This is a genomic window from Rhizorhabdus wittichii, from assembly GCF_017607425.1.
GTDB lineage: Bacteria > Pseudomonadota > Alphaproteobacteria > Sphingomonadales > Sphingomonadaceae > Rhizorhabdus > Rhizorhabdus wittichii.
In genome coordinates this window covers 3,563,759-3,579,731 of record NZ_CP059319.1, presented here as the reverse complement: position 1 = coordinate 3,579,731, position 15,973 = coordinate 3,563,759, and the positions used below count along the sequence as shown (strand labels likewise).

General features: G+C 65.3%; 15 protein-coding genes. 11 read left to right on the top strand and 4 right to left on the bottom strand.

Features of this window, described 5'->3' with window-relative positions; translation table 11 throughout:
- Nucleotides 1-4 precede the first annotated feature (4 nt).
- Entirely contained in the window at nt 5-1,159 is a 1,155-nt protein-coding gene (locus HRJ34_RS17140) for an LLM class flavin-dependent oxidoreductase (RefSeq protein ID WP_029992619.1), read from the top strand.
- Nucleotides 1,160-1,191: 32 nt separating this feature from the next.
- Here the strand turns inward: HRJ34_RS17140 and HRJ34_RS17135 are convergent, their stop codons facing one another.
- Nucleotides 1,192-1,836 (bottom strand): carboxymuconolactone decarboxylase family protein, encoded by a 645-nt coding sequence (locus HRJ34_RS17135; RefSeq protein ID WP_208631921.1) that lies wholly within the window; start codon nt 1,834-1,836, stop codon nt 1,192-1,194.
- 220 nt (nt 1,837-2,056) lie between these two features.
- On the opposite strand from HRJ34_RS17135, the gene HRJ34_RS17130 reads away from it, so the two are divergent.
- From HRJ34_RS17130 to HRJ34_RS17110, 5 genes are all read left to right on the top strand, one after another.
- Nucleotides 2,057-2,509, top strand: a complete 453-nt coding sequence (locus HRJ34_RS17130; RefSeq protein ID WP_208631920.1) for a nuclear transport factor 2 family protein — start codon at nt 2,057-2,059, stop codon at nt 2,507-2,509.
- A gap of 3 nt (nt 2,510-2,512) precedes the next feature.
- Nucleotides 2,513-3,349 (top strand): enoyl-CoA hydratase-related protein, encoded by an 837-nt coding sequence (locus tag HRJ34_RS17125; RefSeq protein WP_208631919.1) that lies wholly within the window; start codon nt 2,513-2,515, stop codon nt 3,347-3,349.
- A gap of 2 nt (nt 3,350-3,351) precedes the next feature.
- Nucleotides 3,352-4,122, top strand: coding sequence for an enoyl-CoA hydratase-related protein (locus tag HRJ34_RS17120; RefSeq protein WP_208631918.1), 771 nt, complete (start codon nt 3,352-3,354; stop codon nt 4,120-4,122).
- Between the two features lie 111 nt (nt 4,123-4,233).
- Entirely contained in the window at nt 4,234-5,031 is a 798-nt protein-coding gene (locus HRJ34_RS17115; RefSeq protein ID WP_208631917.1) for an SDR family oxidoreductase, read from the top strand.
- Between the two features lie 11 nt (nt 5,032-5,042).
- Nucleotides 5,043-6,182: an aromatic ring-hydroxylating oxygenase subunit alpha gene (locus tag HRJ34_RS17110; RefSeq protein WP_208631916.1), complete on the top strand. Its 1,140-nt coding sequence runs from the start codon at nt 5,043-5,045 to the stop codon at nt 6,180-6,182.
- A 42-nt stretch (nt 6,183-6,224) separates the two neighbouring features.
- Here the strand turns inward: HRJ34_RS17110 and HRJ34_RS17105 are convergent, their stop codons facing one another.
- Nucleotides 6,225-7,841, bottom strand: a complete 1,617-nt coding sequence (locus tag HRJ34_RS17105) for an AMP-binding protein (protein ID WP_208631915.1) — start codon at nt 7,839-7,841, stop codon at nt 6,225-6,227.
- 195 nt (nt 7,842-8,036) lie between these two features.
- Between HRJ34_RS17105 and HRJ34_RS17100 the strand changes: the two genes are divergently transcribed.
- The 4 genes from HRJ34_RS17100 to HRJ34_RS17085 all read left to right on the top strand — a co-directional run bounded on the left by HRJ34_RS17100 (nt 8,037) and on the right by HRJ34_RS17085 (nt 12,636).
- The gene (locus HRJ34_RS17100) at nt 8,037-9,146 is read left to right on the top strand and encodes an NAD-dependent epimerase/dehydratase family protein (protein ID WP_208631914.1); all 1,110 of its coding nucleotides are present in this window, start codon (nt 8,037-8,039) and stop codon (nt 9,144-9,146) included.
- Nucleotides 9,143-9,580, top strand: a complete 438-nt coding sequence (locus HRJ34_RS17095) for a hypothetical protein (RefSeq protein ID WP_208631913.1) — start codon at nt 9,143-9,145, stop codon at nt 9,578-9,580. The genes HRJ34_RS17100 and HRJ34_RS17095 overlap by 4 nt, the downstream gene beginning before the upstream one ends.
- Nucleotides 9,577-9,990, top strand: coding sequence for a MaoC family dehydratase (locus HRJ34_RS17090; protein ID WP_208631912.1), 414 nt, complete (start codon nt 9,577-9,579; stop codon nt 9,988-9,990). The genes HRJ34_RS17095 and HRJ34_RS17090 overlap by 4 nt, the downstream gene beginning before the upstream one ends.
- Before the next feature lie 270 nt (nt 9,991-10,260).
- Nucleotides 10,261-12,636 carry a TonB-dependent receptor gene (locus tag HRJ34_RS17085; protein ID WP_208631911.1) on the top strand — a complete coding sequence of 792 codons (2,376 nt, stop codon included), beginning with the start codon at nt 10,261-10,263 and terminating at the stop codon, nt 12,634-12,636.
- 317 nt (nt 12,637-12,953) lie between these two features.
- Here the strand turns inward: HRJ34_RS17085 and HRJ34_RS17080 are convergent, their stop codons facing one another.
- Together HRJ34_RS17080 and HRJ34_RS17075 are read right to left on the bottom strand one after the other, a co-directional pair.
- Complete coding sequence (locus HRJ34_RS17080) at nt 12,954-13,988, bottom strand: ornithine cyclodeaminase family protein (RefSeq protein WP_208631910.1); 1,035 nt, start codon at nt 13,986-13,988, stop codon at nt 12,954-12,956.
- Nucleotides 13,985-14,854: a fumarylacetoacetate hydrolase family protein gene (locus tag HRJ34_RS17075; protein WP_208631909.1), complete on the bottom strand. Its 870-nt coding sequence runs from the start codon at nt 14,852-14,854 to the stop codon at nt 13,985-13,987. The genes HRJ34_RS17080 and HRJ34_RS17075 overlap by 4 nt, the downstream gene beginning before the upstream one ends.
- Before the next feature lie 122 nt (nt 14,855-14,976).
- Here HRJ34_RS17075 and HRJ34_RS17070 point away from each other — a divergent pair, with 122 nt between their 5' ends.
- On the top strand, nt 14,977-15,939 hold the full coding sequence (locus HRJ34_RS17070; protein ID WP_012049281.1) for a LysR family transcriptional regulator: 963 nt from the start codon (nt 14,977-14,979) through the stop codon (nt 15,937-15,939).
- Nucleotides 15,940-15,973 lie beyond the last annotated feature (34 nt).

The window sequence follows — 15,973 nt, the reverse complement described above, 5'->3', positions numbered from 1 at the left end:
TGGGATGCGCTTTCATTTGATGCAGACCGGCGTGGTTGGCCGGCGCCACGAGATCGAGGCGGGAATGGCCGGGCAGCGTCCCGAGCTGTACCAGCGCTTCCTCGAAGAGGTTCGCGGCTATGTCCAGCTTGCCGACGAACTGGGCTTCTACGGCTATTGCCAGCCCGAACATCATCTCCAGATCGAGGGGTTCGAGGCGAATAATCATCCCGGCATGTTCAGCCTGTTCGTCGGGCAGCACGCCAAGCGGATGCATGCGGGCATCATGGGTTACACCATGACCACGCATAACCCGGTGCGGGTCGCCGAGGAGATCGCCACGCTCGACCATATGCTGCAGGGCAGGCTCTATTGCGGCTTCACCCGAGGCTATCATGCCCGCTGGGTCGACAGCTACGCCGCGAAGGAAGGCATTAGCGCGACCACGCCCGACAACGTCAAGGCGCGGGACGAGCAGGATGCGAAGAACCGGTCGCTGTTCGAGGAGAGCGTCCGCGTCATCAAGAAGGCGTGGACCAGCGACGTGTTCAGCCACAAGGGCGAGCATTGGGAGTTCCCCCCCAATGGTGGATCGACCGGCCATCCCGCCTACGCCAAATATGGCAAGGGACAGGATGCGGACGGCATCGTCCGCGAGATCGGCATCGCGCCGCTTCCCTATCAGCGCCCGCATCCGCCCATCTATGGCGGCTTCGCGGCTTCGATGCGGACGGTCGATTTCTGGGCCCGGGAAGAGGGCAAGATGATCGTGCTGTCCGACAATCTCGATTTCTGCGAGACGCTGAACAACCGGTATATCGAAAGCGCGGCCAAGGCCGGCCGCACCGCCACCGGCGCCGATGCGTCGGCCTGGGGCGGCTTCCTGATGCTGACCGACGACAAGGATCGCGCGGCCAGGCTCCTCGAAGAGCATATGTGGTTTTGGGACGAATGGTTCATCCCGCTGGGGCAGCGTCCGCCGAACGTGCTGATCGGAACCGCGGACGAGATCGCCGACAAGATCGGGCGGGCGCATGACCGGCTCGGCTTCGACGAGCTGTTCCTCATGTTCGGCCAGGGGCATCTCGAGCCGGAGGCCAATCAGGAGGAGCTGGAGCAGTTCGTCAGCAAGGTCGCTCCGCGCTTTTCGGTCAAGGCCGCCGACGGCACCCTCGTTTAGGCGACGGGCCGCGCCGGACGGCGGGCCTCGCCTCAGCGGGTCCCGCTGTGCGGCGGCGCGGCGGCGGCCAGCTCCAGCGTCCGCTCGATCGCCAGCCGCCCGGCGCCCAGCGCGATGGCGTTGGCCAGGTGCAGGCGGAAACCCGGAAGGAAGCGGTGCGTCGGCGTGGCGTCGCTCGCCATGGCGGCCAGTTCCTTGATCCGCGCCCTGACCCGCCCGCCGCGCCACGGCACCGCGCAATAGTCGAAGAAGGCGGTGAATTGCGCCGGCGACAGCCTGAGCATGGATCGCAGGAAGCCCGGCAGCTCGCGCTCGAACCCGATCCAGAAGGGGTCGTTGCCGACATGACGGTCCCACAGGGCCTGCTGCTCGCTCGACAGCGCATCGCTCGGCGCGCTTTCCCGCGTGCCGGCTTCCTCCATGAGGATGGTGGCGCTGATCATCAACGAATGCACGCCAAGGCCGGAGATCAACGAAACGATCTCCTGTGCCTCGTCGACCGTCACGCCGGCATCGAGCGCCGCCGCGATGGTTTCGCGAACGGCGGCGGCGTCCAGCGATGTGACCGACACGGCGACGGCGAGCCTGATCATCGCTTCCTCCGCGAAGGAGAGCGGGGTCCCCATGTCGGTGGCCGCGGCTTGGGCCAGTCCGCGCATTTCATCCAGATCGAGCATGGCTTCGAAAGTCCCTATCGACAGGCGGGTTGTCAACTTATTCGTTGACTGGTTGGATGTGGCCTGTCAACGTGTGTGTTGAAATCGGACGGTCGCCCGTCGGAGAGGGATATGAAGCAGCAACCGGCTGATTTTCCGGGGCGATATGGCGCATCGGCCTGGGCACCTCCGCCGTTATCCGGGGGCATCTCGCGCCCCATCCTCCAACATAGGGATTGATATGAACGACCTCACGAGACTGATCGAAGAGCGGGCCATCGAGCGGATGATGTACGAATACAGCCATGCGCTCGACATGAACCAGCCGGACCGGCTTGCGGACTTGTTCGTCGACGATTGCGAGGTGAGCTACGCGCCCAATTTCGGCGCGACCGGCATGGAGGCCTATAAGCAGACGCTCGAGGGCATCGGCACCTTCTTTCGGGCCACCAGCCATCATAATTCCAACATCGTGATCGATTTCACCGGCGACGGCGAGGCCGAGGTGCGCTCCACCGTTCTCGCCATCCACCGCTACACCAAGGAACGCCCGGACGGCATCCTGTACGGCCAGTATTTCGATACGGTCGTCAAGCGTGACGGCGAATGGAAGTTCCAGCGGCGCGAATTGCGGACCACGATGACGACCGACTATCACGTCCGCAGTTCCCATCCGATCGGCCGCCGGGCGTAGGGCATGGCCGCCGCTTATGAAACGATCCGCGTCGAGCATGACGGGCCGATCAGTTGGATCGTGCTCGACCGCCCCGAGGCGGCCAACGCTCTTTCGCCCCGCTTGCTGGACGAATTCTCCGCGGCGCTGGAGGCGCTGAAGGGGGAGGGCGGTCCGGTCATCGGCATAAGGGGCGAAGGGCGGGGCTTTTGCGCGGGCATGGATCTCGGCGCCTATGGCAGCGGGGATTCGGGACCTGCCGATCCGATGGCCGACCGGTCGAGGCTGCATCGGAATGTCGAGCGCTGGCTCGCCATATGGGATCATCCCAAGCCGGTCATCGCCGCCGTCCATGGCTTCTGTCTCGCGGCGGCCGCCCAGATGTGCGTCTTCGCGGATATCACCGTCGTCGCCGACGACGTCAGGATCGGGGAGCCCACCGTCCCGATCGGTGGCGGCTACATCGCGCCGGCCTGGGTGTCCCTGGTGGGACATAAGCGCGCCAAGGAATTCGCCTTCGTGCCGGGCAACTGGATCGATGGCCCCACCGCCGTCGAGTGGGGCTGGGCGAATCATTGCGTGCCGGCGGCGGACCTGCTGGCCGCCGTTCGCGGCCTGGCGGATCGCATCGCCCTGACTCCGCCCGATGTGCTGCGACTGAAAAAGCTGTCGATCAACCGGGCCGCGGAGGCCGGCGGCTTCCGCCAGGCGCTTTCGGGCATCGCCGAGATCGACGCGCTGCTTCACCTCGCGCCCGCGGTGATCGCGGTCCGGGAACGGATGGCCGAGCAAGGCCTCAAGGCCGTCATCCAACAATTCAGGGTTCCGCCGACGACACCGCTCGTCGCGCCGAAGGAGTAGACATGGCTGATCTGGAATTCCACCGCGAGGGGCATATCGCGCATGTCCGCCTCAATCGTCCCCAGGGCCTGAACGCCATCACGCCCGAGATGGACCAGGCGATGTACGACGCCTGGCGGGAGATCAACGCCGATCCCGATATCTGGGCGGTGATATTGTCCGCCGAAGGCGAAAAGGCCTTCTGCATCGGCGCCGACGTGTCCGGCGGGACCGACCGTGATGGTCGAATGGCGCTGGCGGGCGGGCTGACCGGCATCGGCGGGCCGCTGGTCACCTGTCGCAAGCCGATGATCGCCGCGGTGCAGGGCTTCTGCGTCGGCGGCGGTTTCGAACTGGCGATGTGCGCCGATATCATCGTCGCCGCCGACACCACCCAGTTCGGCCTGCCCGAGACCAAGGTCGGCATCATCGGCGAGTGCGGCGTCGTGCATCGCGCCGTTCGGCAATTGCCCTACCATATCGCGATGGCGCTCATCCTGACCGGCGAGCGCATCAAGGTGGCCGAGGCGGCTCGATACGGCTTGGTCAACGAGGTCGTGCCATATAGCGATCTTGCCGAAGCGGCGCGGAAATGGGCCGACAAGCTGCTCGCGGCGTCGCCGCTCGCCGTGCAGGCGGCAAAGGATGCCGCTCTGGGGCGGCTCGGTTATCCGCTGGATGTGGCGCTCGCGACCAGATTCGAAGCGATCGAGGCTTATGAGGCCGCCGCCGACCGGCTCGAAGGACTGGCGGCCGCATCCCAGCGGCGCAAGCCGGTGTGGACCGGCAGATAAGGTAGCGACTGATGAAGGAGTGGGTGCTCCGCAACCGTATTGTCAACACATATGTTGGCAAGGCCGGCGTCCGAGCCCTAACGGGATCATGTGGAGAGGAGGCGCGTCGCGATGGACGTCAAGGATAGCATGGTGGTGGTGACCGGCGGCGGCGCGGGCATCGGCGCCGCGCTCGTCGACCTGCTCGTCGCGGGAGGCGCGGCGGCTATCCTGGTCAGCGATCGGGACCTTTCCGCCGCCGAGCAGGTCGCGGCCCGCCATGCCGGCGGCGCGGCGCGCGTCATCGCCCGCCAGGCCGATATGACGTCCGGCGAGGACATCGATCGGCTGGTGGCCTTCGCGGAGCGGACGTTCGGCCATATCGACATTCTATGTTCCAACGCCGGGATCATGACCACGGGCGGCGTCGAGCTTCCCGCCGGGGACTGGGACCGCGCCTGGCGGATCAACCTGATGGCGCACGTCCACGCCGCGCGGGCGGCCCTGCCGCTGATGGTGCGGCGCGGGCGCGGTCATTTCGTCAATATCGTATCGGCTGCGGGAATGCTGACCGCGCCTGGCGCGGGACCCTATAGCGTGACCAAGCACGCCGCGGTTGGGCTCGCGGAGTGGATGGCGATCACCTATGGGGACCAGGGGATCGGCGTGAGCCTCGTTTGTCCGGGCGCCGTCCAGACGGGCATGCTGGCGGCCTCCCTGGCCGACGGCAATGAAGGCGTCCGCCGCGTTGCGGCAACGAGCGCGGTGCTCGACGCGGTTTCGGTCGCACGAGCCATCGTCGAGGGCGTGATCGCGGATCGTTTCCTGATCACGCCGCACGAGGACACGCTGCCCAACACCCAACGCAAGTGGAACGACCCAGACCGCTGGATACGCGGTATGCGCGCCTTTCTGCGCACGGCCGCCTGAAGGAGCGCATGATGGAACTGACGCTGCAGCGTAAACTCTACGAAGAGATCGTCGATTATCTCAACCGCAACGGCACCAGCCTCGCGGCGACCGCGCAACCCCATTCCGGCGCCACTTATTTCGATCCCGCCTATATGGCGCGGGAGAAGGCGCTGATGGCGACCCTGCCGGTGATCGTCGGCCATGGATCGTCGATCCCAGAACCCTATCAGTATATCGCGCATGACGACACGGGCGTCCCGGTGATCGTCGTCCGCCAGCCTGACGGAAGGCTGAAGGCGTTCCTCAATATCTGCCGCCATCGCGCGGCCAGGCTGTGCCCTTCCGGGCAAGGACAGGCCAAGCTTTTCGCCTGCCCCTATCATGGCTGGACCTATCGTTCCGATGGGCGGCTGCATGCTTTGCTGAAGGAGGGTTTCCCCGACATCGACGATGCGCAGAGCCACCTGGTCGAATTGCCGGTCGAGGAGCGTCACGGGCTGATCTGGCTGATCACGACGCCGGGCCTGGATATCGACGTCGCGGCGTTCCTGGGCGATCTCGATGTCGAACTGGCTTCATTCCCGATGCGGGATTTCCAGCTCGAGCGCGCCGAGGTGCTCGAATATGACATCAACTGGAAGTTCGTGCTCGACGGTTTCCTCGAAGTCTATCACATCCCCAAGCTGCACTCGAACACGATCGCGCCCTATTTCTTCGGCCGCCATTCGCCGTTTCAGCCGATGGGGCGGCATGGACGCCTGCTGGGCGTCCGCAAGGTCTTCGACGACATCAAGGACGAACCTTTCGACAGCGATCGGTTCCTGAGGAGCGTGGCGATCAACTACCAGGTGTTCCCCAACAGCTTCTTCATCTGGCAGGGCGATCATTTCGAGATCTGGACGCCCTATCCCACCGACGTGCCCGGCCGTTGCAAGGTGCGCATCCAGTCGCTGTGCACGCCCGACATGATCGGCGGCGAATGGACCCGGCGCTGGGATCGCAACTGGAAGATCCTTATCGACACGGTCAAGGCCGAGGACTGGGCGATGAGCCAGGAGGTTCAGGCCGACCTGCCGCATCTTCCCGACCATCAGGTGCTGTTCGGCCGCAACGAACCCGCGCTTCAGCATTTCCATACCGAACTCGACCGCGCCCTTGCGCCGGCATGAGCCTCGCCGGGCGCCGCCACCGCGTGGCGGCGCCCGGGCCGTTCAGTTCACCCGGCGGCTGTAGCTCTCCCAATAGGGCTCGCGGATGACATTCTTCATGGGTTTTCCCGAGGGCGTGCGGGGGAAGCCTTCGACGAACTCGACCGATCGCGGACATTTGAACGGAGCCAGATGGCCGCGCGCATAGGAGATCACCTCGGCGGGCTCGGCCGACCGTCCCTCGCGGAGGATGATGAGCGCCTTCACGCTTTCCCCCCAGATGTCGTCGGGAACGCCGATCACCACCGCTTCCTGGACCGCCGGATGCTCGCCCAGCACGCGTTCCACCTCGGCGGGATAGACATTCTCGCCGCCCGAACGGATCATGTCCTTCAGCCGATCGCTGATATAGAGATAGCCGTCGCGCAGATGGCCCATGTCGCCGGTGCGGAACCAGCCGTCGGGCCGGAACGCCTTGGCCGTCTCCTCCGGCCGGTTCCAATAGCCCTGGCCGCGCTGTCCGCCCCTGACCCAGAGTTCGCCGATGACGCCGTCGGGCAAGGCCTCTTCACTCTCGGGGTCGAAGATTCCGAGCGTTATGTCGGGAAAGGGGCGGCCGCAGGAATCGAGCAGTTCGGGCGTTTCGAGGAGGGCCTCGTCGATCCAGAGCAGGGTGCAGCCATAGGTCAGTTCGGTCGATCCATACATGCCGTAGATGGGGCAGCCGAAGGTCTCCATCATCTCGCGCGCGCTGCGTTCGCTGAGCATGCCGCCGCCGACGCAGATCCCTTCCAGGCTCGAATAATCGAGATCGCGTGGCGCGTGGCGCTGCAACATGTAGAGCACCGTGGTCACCGTCGCGAAGTCGTTCACCCGATAGCGGGGAATCAACGACAGCATCGCGTCGGGATCGAATTCCCGCATGCCGATGCAATGTCCGCCATGGACGAAGACGCGCATCGACCAGATGAGCGCCGCGACATGGAACAGCGGCAGGACGATCAGGTGGTTGCCGAAGGCGCGCATGGGCAGGACCCGCGCCGCATTGTCGAAAAAGGACCAGAGATTGCCGTTGGACAGCATCGCGCCCTTCGGCCGGCCGGTGGTGCCCGACGTATAGAGCTGGATGGCGGTCTCGTCGAACGCGGAGGTGCGGCCCGGATCGGTATCGGAGAAGCGCGCGATCCATTCGTCGACGCTCGCCAGGCCGGCCATGCCGGCGTCGCCGGCCACCAACATCTCGATCGGACGATCCAACATCGCCGCGATCTCGGCCGCCTTGTCCGCCAGGTCGGCGTCGAGGATCAATATCCTCGATCGGCAATCATTGACGATCCACGCGATCTCGGAAGGGGCGAGGCGCCAGTTGATGGCCACCTGGACCGCCCCGATCTTGCGCGCGGCGATCAGGCTTTCATAGGAGCATGGCCCGTTCTTCAGCACGACCGCCAGCCGGTCCTGCGCGCCATAGCCCGCCGACAGCAAGGCGTTGGCGAGCCGGTTCGTCCGCTTGTCGAACGATCCATAGCTGATCGTCCGATCGTGGAAGGTGATGGCCGGCCGATCGGGATCGAGCCGGGCATGGACCCGGATCGCGTCTTCGAGCGAGCCTATGCCGCGCATCGCCGAGGGCACGCCGTCCTCTTTGAACAAACCGTTGTCCTGCATGATCGTCGCCATTCCTCCCCGATCCTGGTCGTCACGCGCTTCCCCGCGCTCTCGAACGGAAGCTAGGGTCTCCTCGAATCTAAGTCAACATATGTGTTGACAATGCTTCGAGCGACCTTCTAGCTTGAAGGAAAGGCGCTGATGGGCGCCATCAGGTGGGAGGGAGCCGTTGATGATCGTGCCGCAGCGCAATGCCGATGCTCATCCATGAAGACGGCGCTCGTCATAGGCGGCACGGCGGCGTCCGGCGTCGCGATCGTCGCGGGACTGCGCGCCCGGGGCTATCAGGTGACCATCTATCATCGCGGCACGCACGAGCTGGCGGAACTCGACGATCTCGAGCATATCCATGGCGATCCCCATCATCCCGATACGATCGACCGCGATCTCGGCCGGCGGAGCTGGGACGTCACGATAGCCACCTACGGGCGCATCCGTTTCCTGGCGGACGCGCTTGCCGGCCGGACCGGGCATTTCGTGTCGATCAGCGGCACGCCGGTGCTGGGGGCGGTCGACGGCGTGCCCACCACCGAGGACGCTCCCTATGAGCGGCAGGGTAACGAACCTTCCGGCATGGGCCGGCTCCTGCACCGTATCGCGGAAACCGAGCAGGCGGTTCTCGCCTCGGGGCGGGGCGGGGCGTTCGCGGCGACGGTGGTCCGCTATCCCTATGTCTACGGGCCATATGCGGTGGCGCCGCTGGAATGGCATGTCATCCAGCGCGTCCTCGATCGCCGCCGCCGCTGGATCGTGCAGGGCGCCGGACTGGTGCTGAACGGGCGCTGCGCCTCTCCCAATGCCGCCGAGTTCGCGCTCCGGGCGCTCGACCATCGCGAGGCGTCGGCGGGCCAGATCTACAATGCGGCGGATACGCGCCAATATGCGCTGGTCGAGTGGATTCAGGCGATCGCCGCCCGGATGGACTGGTCGTTCGAGTTCGTCGACATTCCGGCGGCGATCGCCCCGCTCGGCAACACGGCCGTCCCTCTCGCAGGGGAATATAGCTGGATGCGCCGCGGCGATGTCGAGCAGGGACTGCTGCGTCACCAGTTGATCGACAATCGCAAGGCCAGGCGGGAAATCGGCTATCGCGATGTGGTCGATCCGATCGAATGGCTCGGGCATACCGTCGATCATTGGCTCGCCCATCCGCCGACTATCGACGGCGTCGACGGACGGCTGAGCCCGGCCGAATTCGACTATGCGGCCGAGGACGCGTTGCTGGCGTTCTGGGACGGCGTCGTCCGGGGTCGTCCGGCGGTCGGGCGGCAACTCGTGCGCGCGCATCCCTATGCGCATCCGAAGCCGGCCGCATGAGCATGTCGGCCCAGGTCTTTGCGGATGGCGGGCCTTTTCCGGTCGGGCATTTCGAACTCCTGCCGCACCATGTCTGGCTCTGGACCGATGCGGTGGAAGGGCGGCACGAACTGGGGATATTGCCGTCGGTCGCCTGCTTCGTGGCGCTGAGCGGCGCCGGGATCAGCATCCAGGGCCTGATGGACCTGCTGGGCACCGAACCCCGGCATGTGTTGTTCGGCGAGATCGAGATCGACCTGGCTTCGCCGCTGAGGCCGGGCGCGGGCTATGACGTCACGACCTCGATCGTCGGGATCGAGCGCAAGACCGGCGGGCGCATCCCGGTGTTCGATCGGGTCTCGATCGTCTACCGCTTGCTGGAAAGCGGCGATCAGCTCGTCGCCACCGTCCGGCAGGGATGGATCGTCACCCGCCAAGGGGAGGCGCGGCCATGAAATGGGTCGTCGGCGCCGCCATTCCCGCCCTCCATATCGCCTCGGTGCCGACGGCCGGCATGAAGCTGGTCGCCGCGCTGATGAACGATCCCAATCCCATCCACCTCGATCCGGCCGCCGTCCGCGCCCTGGGGCTGGGCGATCGGCTGGTGAATCAGGGGCCGATCACGATCAGCTATCTGCAGACGATGCTCGCCCGGGCGGTGGGGGATGCCGGTCGCATCGTCTCTTTCAAGGCGCGGTTCGTGGCGAACGTCTTCGCGGGGGACCGGGTGGATTGCGTCGGCACGGTCGACGCCGTCGATGGCGGCGCGGGGCTCGCCTCGATCCTCTGCCAGGCGACGGTGGATGGACGCCCCGTGGTGCTGGCCACCGCGACGATCAGGCTACCCCGCGACGACGAAGCATAAGCGCTTCATCAACATATCTGTTGACAATAAAAAAATAGACAATAATTTAATTATGGCGATCGGATGCACGATTCCCTGTGAGAACGGGGAGTGAAGAGGCTCGCCCATAAATATCCAAAATCGGGGAGAGGGATGATTCTCATGAAATCGAAGAAATACGGCGTGCTCGTTTCCACTTGCGCCGCGGCTCTTTCGGCGACCTGCGCGTCCGCGCAGGATGTTTCGACGTCTCCGCAGGGCGCCAACACCATGGGGGGCGAAGAGATCGTCGTGACCGCGCGTTTGCGCGGGGAGAAACTGATGGACGTGCCGGTCGCGGTCAGCGCGCTGTCGGCCGCCGACATCCAGAAGAACAACGCCGCCGACCTGACCAAGATCGGCGAGCTGACGCCCACGGTCATCGTCAGCAACTACAAGGTCAACGGCGGTGGCTCGATCGCCATTCGCGGCATCAGCTCGTCACCGGGGCAGATCGGGTTCGAGCAGGCGGTCTCCGTTTCGATCGACGGCGTGCAGACCTCGACCGGCCGTGTCGCGATGCTGGGCTTTTTCGATCTCCAGCAGGTCGAAGTGATGAAAGGTCCCCAGGCCCTGTTCTTCGGCAAGAACAGCCCGGCGGGCGTGATCGCGCTGACATCGGCCGGGCCGACGCGTTCGCTCGAAGCCGGCGGCCGGCTGACCTATGAGACGATCGCCGACGAGAAGGTCGCCGAAGCTTATGTTTCCGGCCCGATCTCGGACACGCTGGGCTTCCGCGTCGCCGGCAAGTATCGCGATATGGGCGGCTGGCTGCACAACAATGCGCAGCCCATCGCCAATCCCTTCTACACCGCCGCCCAGCCCGCCTCGTCCGCGGTCGTTCCGGGGCGTGCCAAGAAGAAGGTCGGCGACAGCGACCTGCTCGGCAGGATCACGCTGCGCTTCGAGCCCGATCCGGCCTTCAGCGCCGAGGCGAAGCTTTTCGCCTTCCGTGGCAAGGATCAGGGCGCGGGCGCCTATTCCCAGAATATCGGTCCATGCAGCGGCGGCCTGCCGCGATCCTTCGGTGTCGCGGACCCCTACGGCGATTGCCGGCTCGATGATCAGACCAGCTATGGCGGCATCGCGCCGGGCGTCGCGGCGGGTCTCCCGCGCGCGGGCGGCGACGGCACGCCCCGCGGCCTGGTCCACGCCTATGTCGGGTCGCTGACCCTGCACCGCGATTTCGACAAGGTGAAGCTGACGTCGATCACCGGCTATATCCACTATGATTATTTCAATCTCTCCGCCCTCGACCAGACGGTTTACGGCGGCCTGATCGTGCTGGACGATTCCTCGCTCGGCAGCTTCTCTCAGGAAGTGCGGGCGATCACGGATCTCGATGGGCCCATCAACTTCCTGTTCGGGGGATATTATCAATCGTCCAAGGACAAGCTCTATAACGATACCGCGATCCGAAACGACATATCCTATAATCCGGCCAACGGCCGCTATGACAGCTATGAAAAGGTCGCTTCGTTGAACGGACGGACCTATTCGCTGTTCGGCCAGGCGACCTGGAATCTCGCCGAAGCGGTCGAACTGGCGGCTGGGGCGCGCTGGACCCACGAGCGCAAGACGACGCGCAACCAGAATATCTACGGCCGCACGACGGGGGTGGGCGCGTTCAACACCGCTAACACCGTCTTCCCGGGATCGACCGACCCGACACCCGGCATTCTGGCCGGCAAGTTCAAGGATTCCAATGTCTCGCCGGAAGTGACGCTGTCCTGGCACCCCGATCGGCAGTCCACCATCTATGCCGCCTACAAGACCGGCTACAAGTCGGGCGGCTTCGGCCTGACGAGCCCGATGGCCGCGAACACGACGATTGGCGACATCGATTTTGATTCGGAAAAGGTGGCCGGCGTCGAACTCGGCGCGAAAGGAGAGCTCTTCGACCGTCGCCTGCGGCTGACCTCCGCCCTGTTCCTGTACGACTACAAGAATTTGCAGGTCACGACCTATGACGCGACGCTGATCCGCTACATCATCAACAATGCGGGCAAGGTGAAGCAGCGGGGGTTCGAGATCGAGGGCGACTTCAAGGTGTCCTCGCAGCTCAAGCTGCATGGCGCCCTCGCCTATGTGCACAATCGGCTGAAGAACTATACCGGACAGTGCTACGCCTACACCATTCCCGCCGCGTCCGCCCAGACGGCGGCGGCGCCATCCGGTTGTTCGTTCGTGCTCAATGCGAATGGCGGGCGCCTGCTGACCGCGGCCGGAACGCCGGTGCTGCAGCAGGTCAACGACGGTCGTCCGCCGGCGCGTTCACCGGATTGGGCCGGTAATGGCGGCTTCGATTTCACCGCCCCGATCGGAAGTGATCTCGAACTTGGCGTGACCGGCGACGCCTTCTACAGCAGCAGCTATTACGCCTCGGAAAACTACTCGCCGGCATCAATCCAGAAGGCATTCTGGCGGTTCAATGCAAGCCTGCGCATCGGAGAACCGAGCGGGCGCTGGCAAATTTCGCTGATCGGCCGAAATCTGACCAATAAATTCTACAAGCTCTATGCGGCAGACCGGACTGGCGGGGCATCGCTTCCGCTCATTCCCGGCGAGCAACGCGCGGTATCCGCTCGCCCCCGCGAAATCGCGATCCAGACCTCCGTTCGGTTTTAGACGCGGATTTCTGGTAGATGATCAAAGTGCGGCGGGGCTTCCCGTGAATCTGGGAGCACCCGCCGTACCGCATCGCTGACATGGATGCGGTGGATGCCGGCCTCATCGGCATAGGCCTTCTGGCTCCAGTCCTTCGCCTCGCTGGGCCGTGACCGTCTGTGGATCAGCTTCGCCCGTGGGCACCTGTGGTGGGGCTCCGCCGAGGAAGAGATCCACGCCTTCCCCGGACGCCCGCACGACGGCCTGAATCATTATCGCTCGATCATCGGCGGTTGGCGACGCACACCGCCGGATAGCTTCATCCTCGAGTCACCCGGTTAGCCGACCATCGTCTGCGGTTGTTGCTCGAAGGCCGTCCAACGCGGCGCGGCGCGTGTTCCGACCGGCAGGGGCGTTCCCAACCCCGCGCCCGTAGCGCGCTCATAGACCAGCGCGGCGACGGCCAGGTCGCTCAATCCCATGCCCATCGGCTTGAACAAGGTGACGTCGGAGCCCTCGGCCCGCCTGATGCCCGCATCCAATATCTCGCCCAGCGTATGCACGCCCTCCCATCGGGCCGCATCGGCTCCATAGCGCTCGCCGAATTCGCGCGAAGCCTTGGCCGCATTGCGCTTGTTGTCGACCACGACGAGGCCGGCGCGGTCGAACAGGTCCTGGTGGAACTCGGCATTGCCCGGCAGGATGGCGCCCGGCGCGTTGACATGGGCGCCCCGGTCCACCATCGCCGCGGTCAGGAAAGGCTCCCTGGCGCGCGTGGCCAGGGTGATGATCGGCGCGCCCGCGACCGCCTCGGCGACGCTCCCGGCCTCGACGATCTCGCATCCCATCATCGCCTCGGCGCGGGCGAGGAAGGCCTTTCGCTTTTCCGGCGTGGGGCTGAATACCCGGATGCGCTTGAGGGGCCGCACGGCGGCGATCGCCGCCATCTGCATCGGCGATTGCATCCCCGTCCCGATCAGCGCCATCTCGTCGGCGTCGTCCGAAGCCAGTTGCCGCGTCGCCAGCCCGGATATGGCGGCCGTGCGCAGCGTCCCGATCGCCGAAGCCTCCATCAGCGCCAGCAGGGCGCCGTCGGTGGCGCTATACAGGGACAGGACCGCCGCGGCGCCGCGCGGCGTGTTCGCCCAGGTCTTGAAGGCCACATAGCCGCGCAGCGGCATCATCGCCCCCAGCGCATGCATCGAGCTGGCGTTCCACTGGCCCAGCGCCTTGTCGACATTGCCCGCCTCGCCGCGGGCTTCGAGGACCAGCCCGGCGGCAAGCGCATCGATGGCGTCGTTCAGGGAAACGAGCTGGCGGACGTCTTCTTCTACGATCCACAGCGGCGGCTGCGGCCTGTTGTCATGGCTCATGGTCTGGTCTCTTCGTTGATCTCGGGGAAAATGGCGTCTTCGGCGACGACGCGGTTGCGCAGCAGGCCGACGCCGGGGATGTCGATTTCGAGAAGGTCGCCGGGCTTCATCCACACCGGCGGCGTCCGCAATGCTCCCACCCCCGCGGGCGTTCCCGTGGCGATCACGTCGCCGGGCAGGAGCTGCGTGAACTGCGAAATATAGGCGATCAGCGCATCGACCGGGAAAATCATCGAGGACAGCGCCGCCGACTGCATGACCGCGCCGTTCAAGCGGGTGACGAGCGTCAGGCGGGACGGGTCCCCGACCTCGTCGGCGGTGGTGAGCCATGGGCCGAAGGCGCCGCTGGACCGGAAGTTCTTGCCGGCGGTGATCTGCGTCGCGTGCTTCTGGAAGTCGCGCACGCTGTTCTCGGCGAAGCAGCAATAGCCGGCGACGTGCGACAAGGCGTCCGACCGCGAAATCCGCCAGGCCGGCTTGCCGATGATCACCCCCAGCTCCCCTTCGAAATCGAACTGTTCGGAGATGGCGGGGGCGACGATCGGCTGCTCATGGCCGCTATGCGACCCCGGGAAACGCACGAAGATCGAGGGATTCGCGGGCTCCTTGGCCGCTGCCGATGCCTCGGCGGCGTGGTCGCGATAGTTGATGCCGATGCACAATATCTTGTCGGGACGCTCGACGGGCAGGCCGAAGGCGATCGCCTCGATCGAAACGCCGCGCCGGTCGATGGCGGCCTCGACGCCGGCCGGATCGGCCGCCAGCGCCAGGATGTCGGTCGCCCGCTCATGCAGCAGATCGACCGTTTCCCCGCGCGAGATCGCAATGCGCCTGCGGCCTTCAAATCGACAATTGGCAAGCCTCACGCTGACCTCCCTGGTGCGTCGGTGGGGAGCATCGCCGCCGGGACGGCGTTTGAAAAGTGCACAGCAAGGCACTATGCTCATTCCAAATCAGAATAGAGGCCAAATCAGAATAGAGGGGTGAGATGAGCATCGACCCTATGATTCCGCCCCGCAGCAACCGCAAGCTGCGCTCGGTCATCGACAATCTGGCGCTTCTGCGGGTGTTCGTCGCGGTGGTCGAGACGGGCAATTTCTCTCATACGGGCCAGCGGCTGCGGGTCGTGCCGTCCACCGTTTCCAAGCATATCTCGGCGCTCGAAAAGCGTCTCGGCGGTCAGTTGTTCGTGCGCTCGACCCAGAAGCTCGGCGTCACCGAACTCGGCCTTCGCCTCTACGACCATGCGCTCGCGATCCTGCAGGACGTCGAAGCGGCCGAGATCGACATCAGCGAGTATAATTCCGAGCCGCAGGGTATCTTGAAGATCGCGGCCGGCACCGTGTTCGCCCAGCGCCATCTGGCGCCGATCCTGATCCGCTTCCTGGAAGCGAACCCCAAGGTCAGCCTGGACGTCTCGCTGTCGACCACCTCCAACCACCTGATCTCCGATGGCATCGACGTGGCGATCCGCATCAGCGACGCGCTGGACCCGGGCCTCATCGCCGTGAAGCTCGCGCCCAACATCCGGCTATATTGCGCGGCGCCGGCCTATCTGGCGCGCGAGGGCACGCCCGCGCGGGCCAGCGACCTCGCCCGGCATAATTGCCTGGTCGTCCGTGGCGTCGCGCAGTCGGCGCAATGGCCGATCAAGGGCGAGACCGGCGCGACCGAATTCATCGCGGTCTCCGGTAATTTCGTGGCCGACAATGTCGACCTGCTGCTCCAGGCGGTCGTCGCCGGCGTCGGCATCGGTCATCTGCCCCTGTTCATGGTTTACGACCTTCTGGCATCCGGCGATCTGGTCGAGATCTTTCCCGACAGCCGCGCGGTCGCCAGCCATATCTATGCGGTCTTTCCCGAACGCCGGAACATGCCGCTGAAGACGAGGGCGTTCATCGATCATCTCAAGGCCGAATTCCGTCCGCCGCCGCCCTGGGCGGTGCTGTGAGCCCGAGGGCGCCCGCGCCGCTGTTCCAAATTGG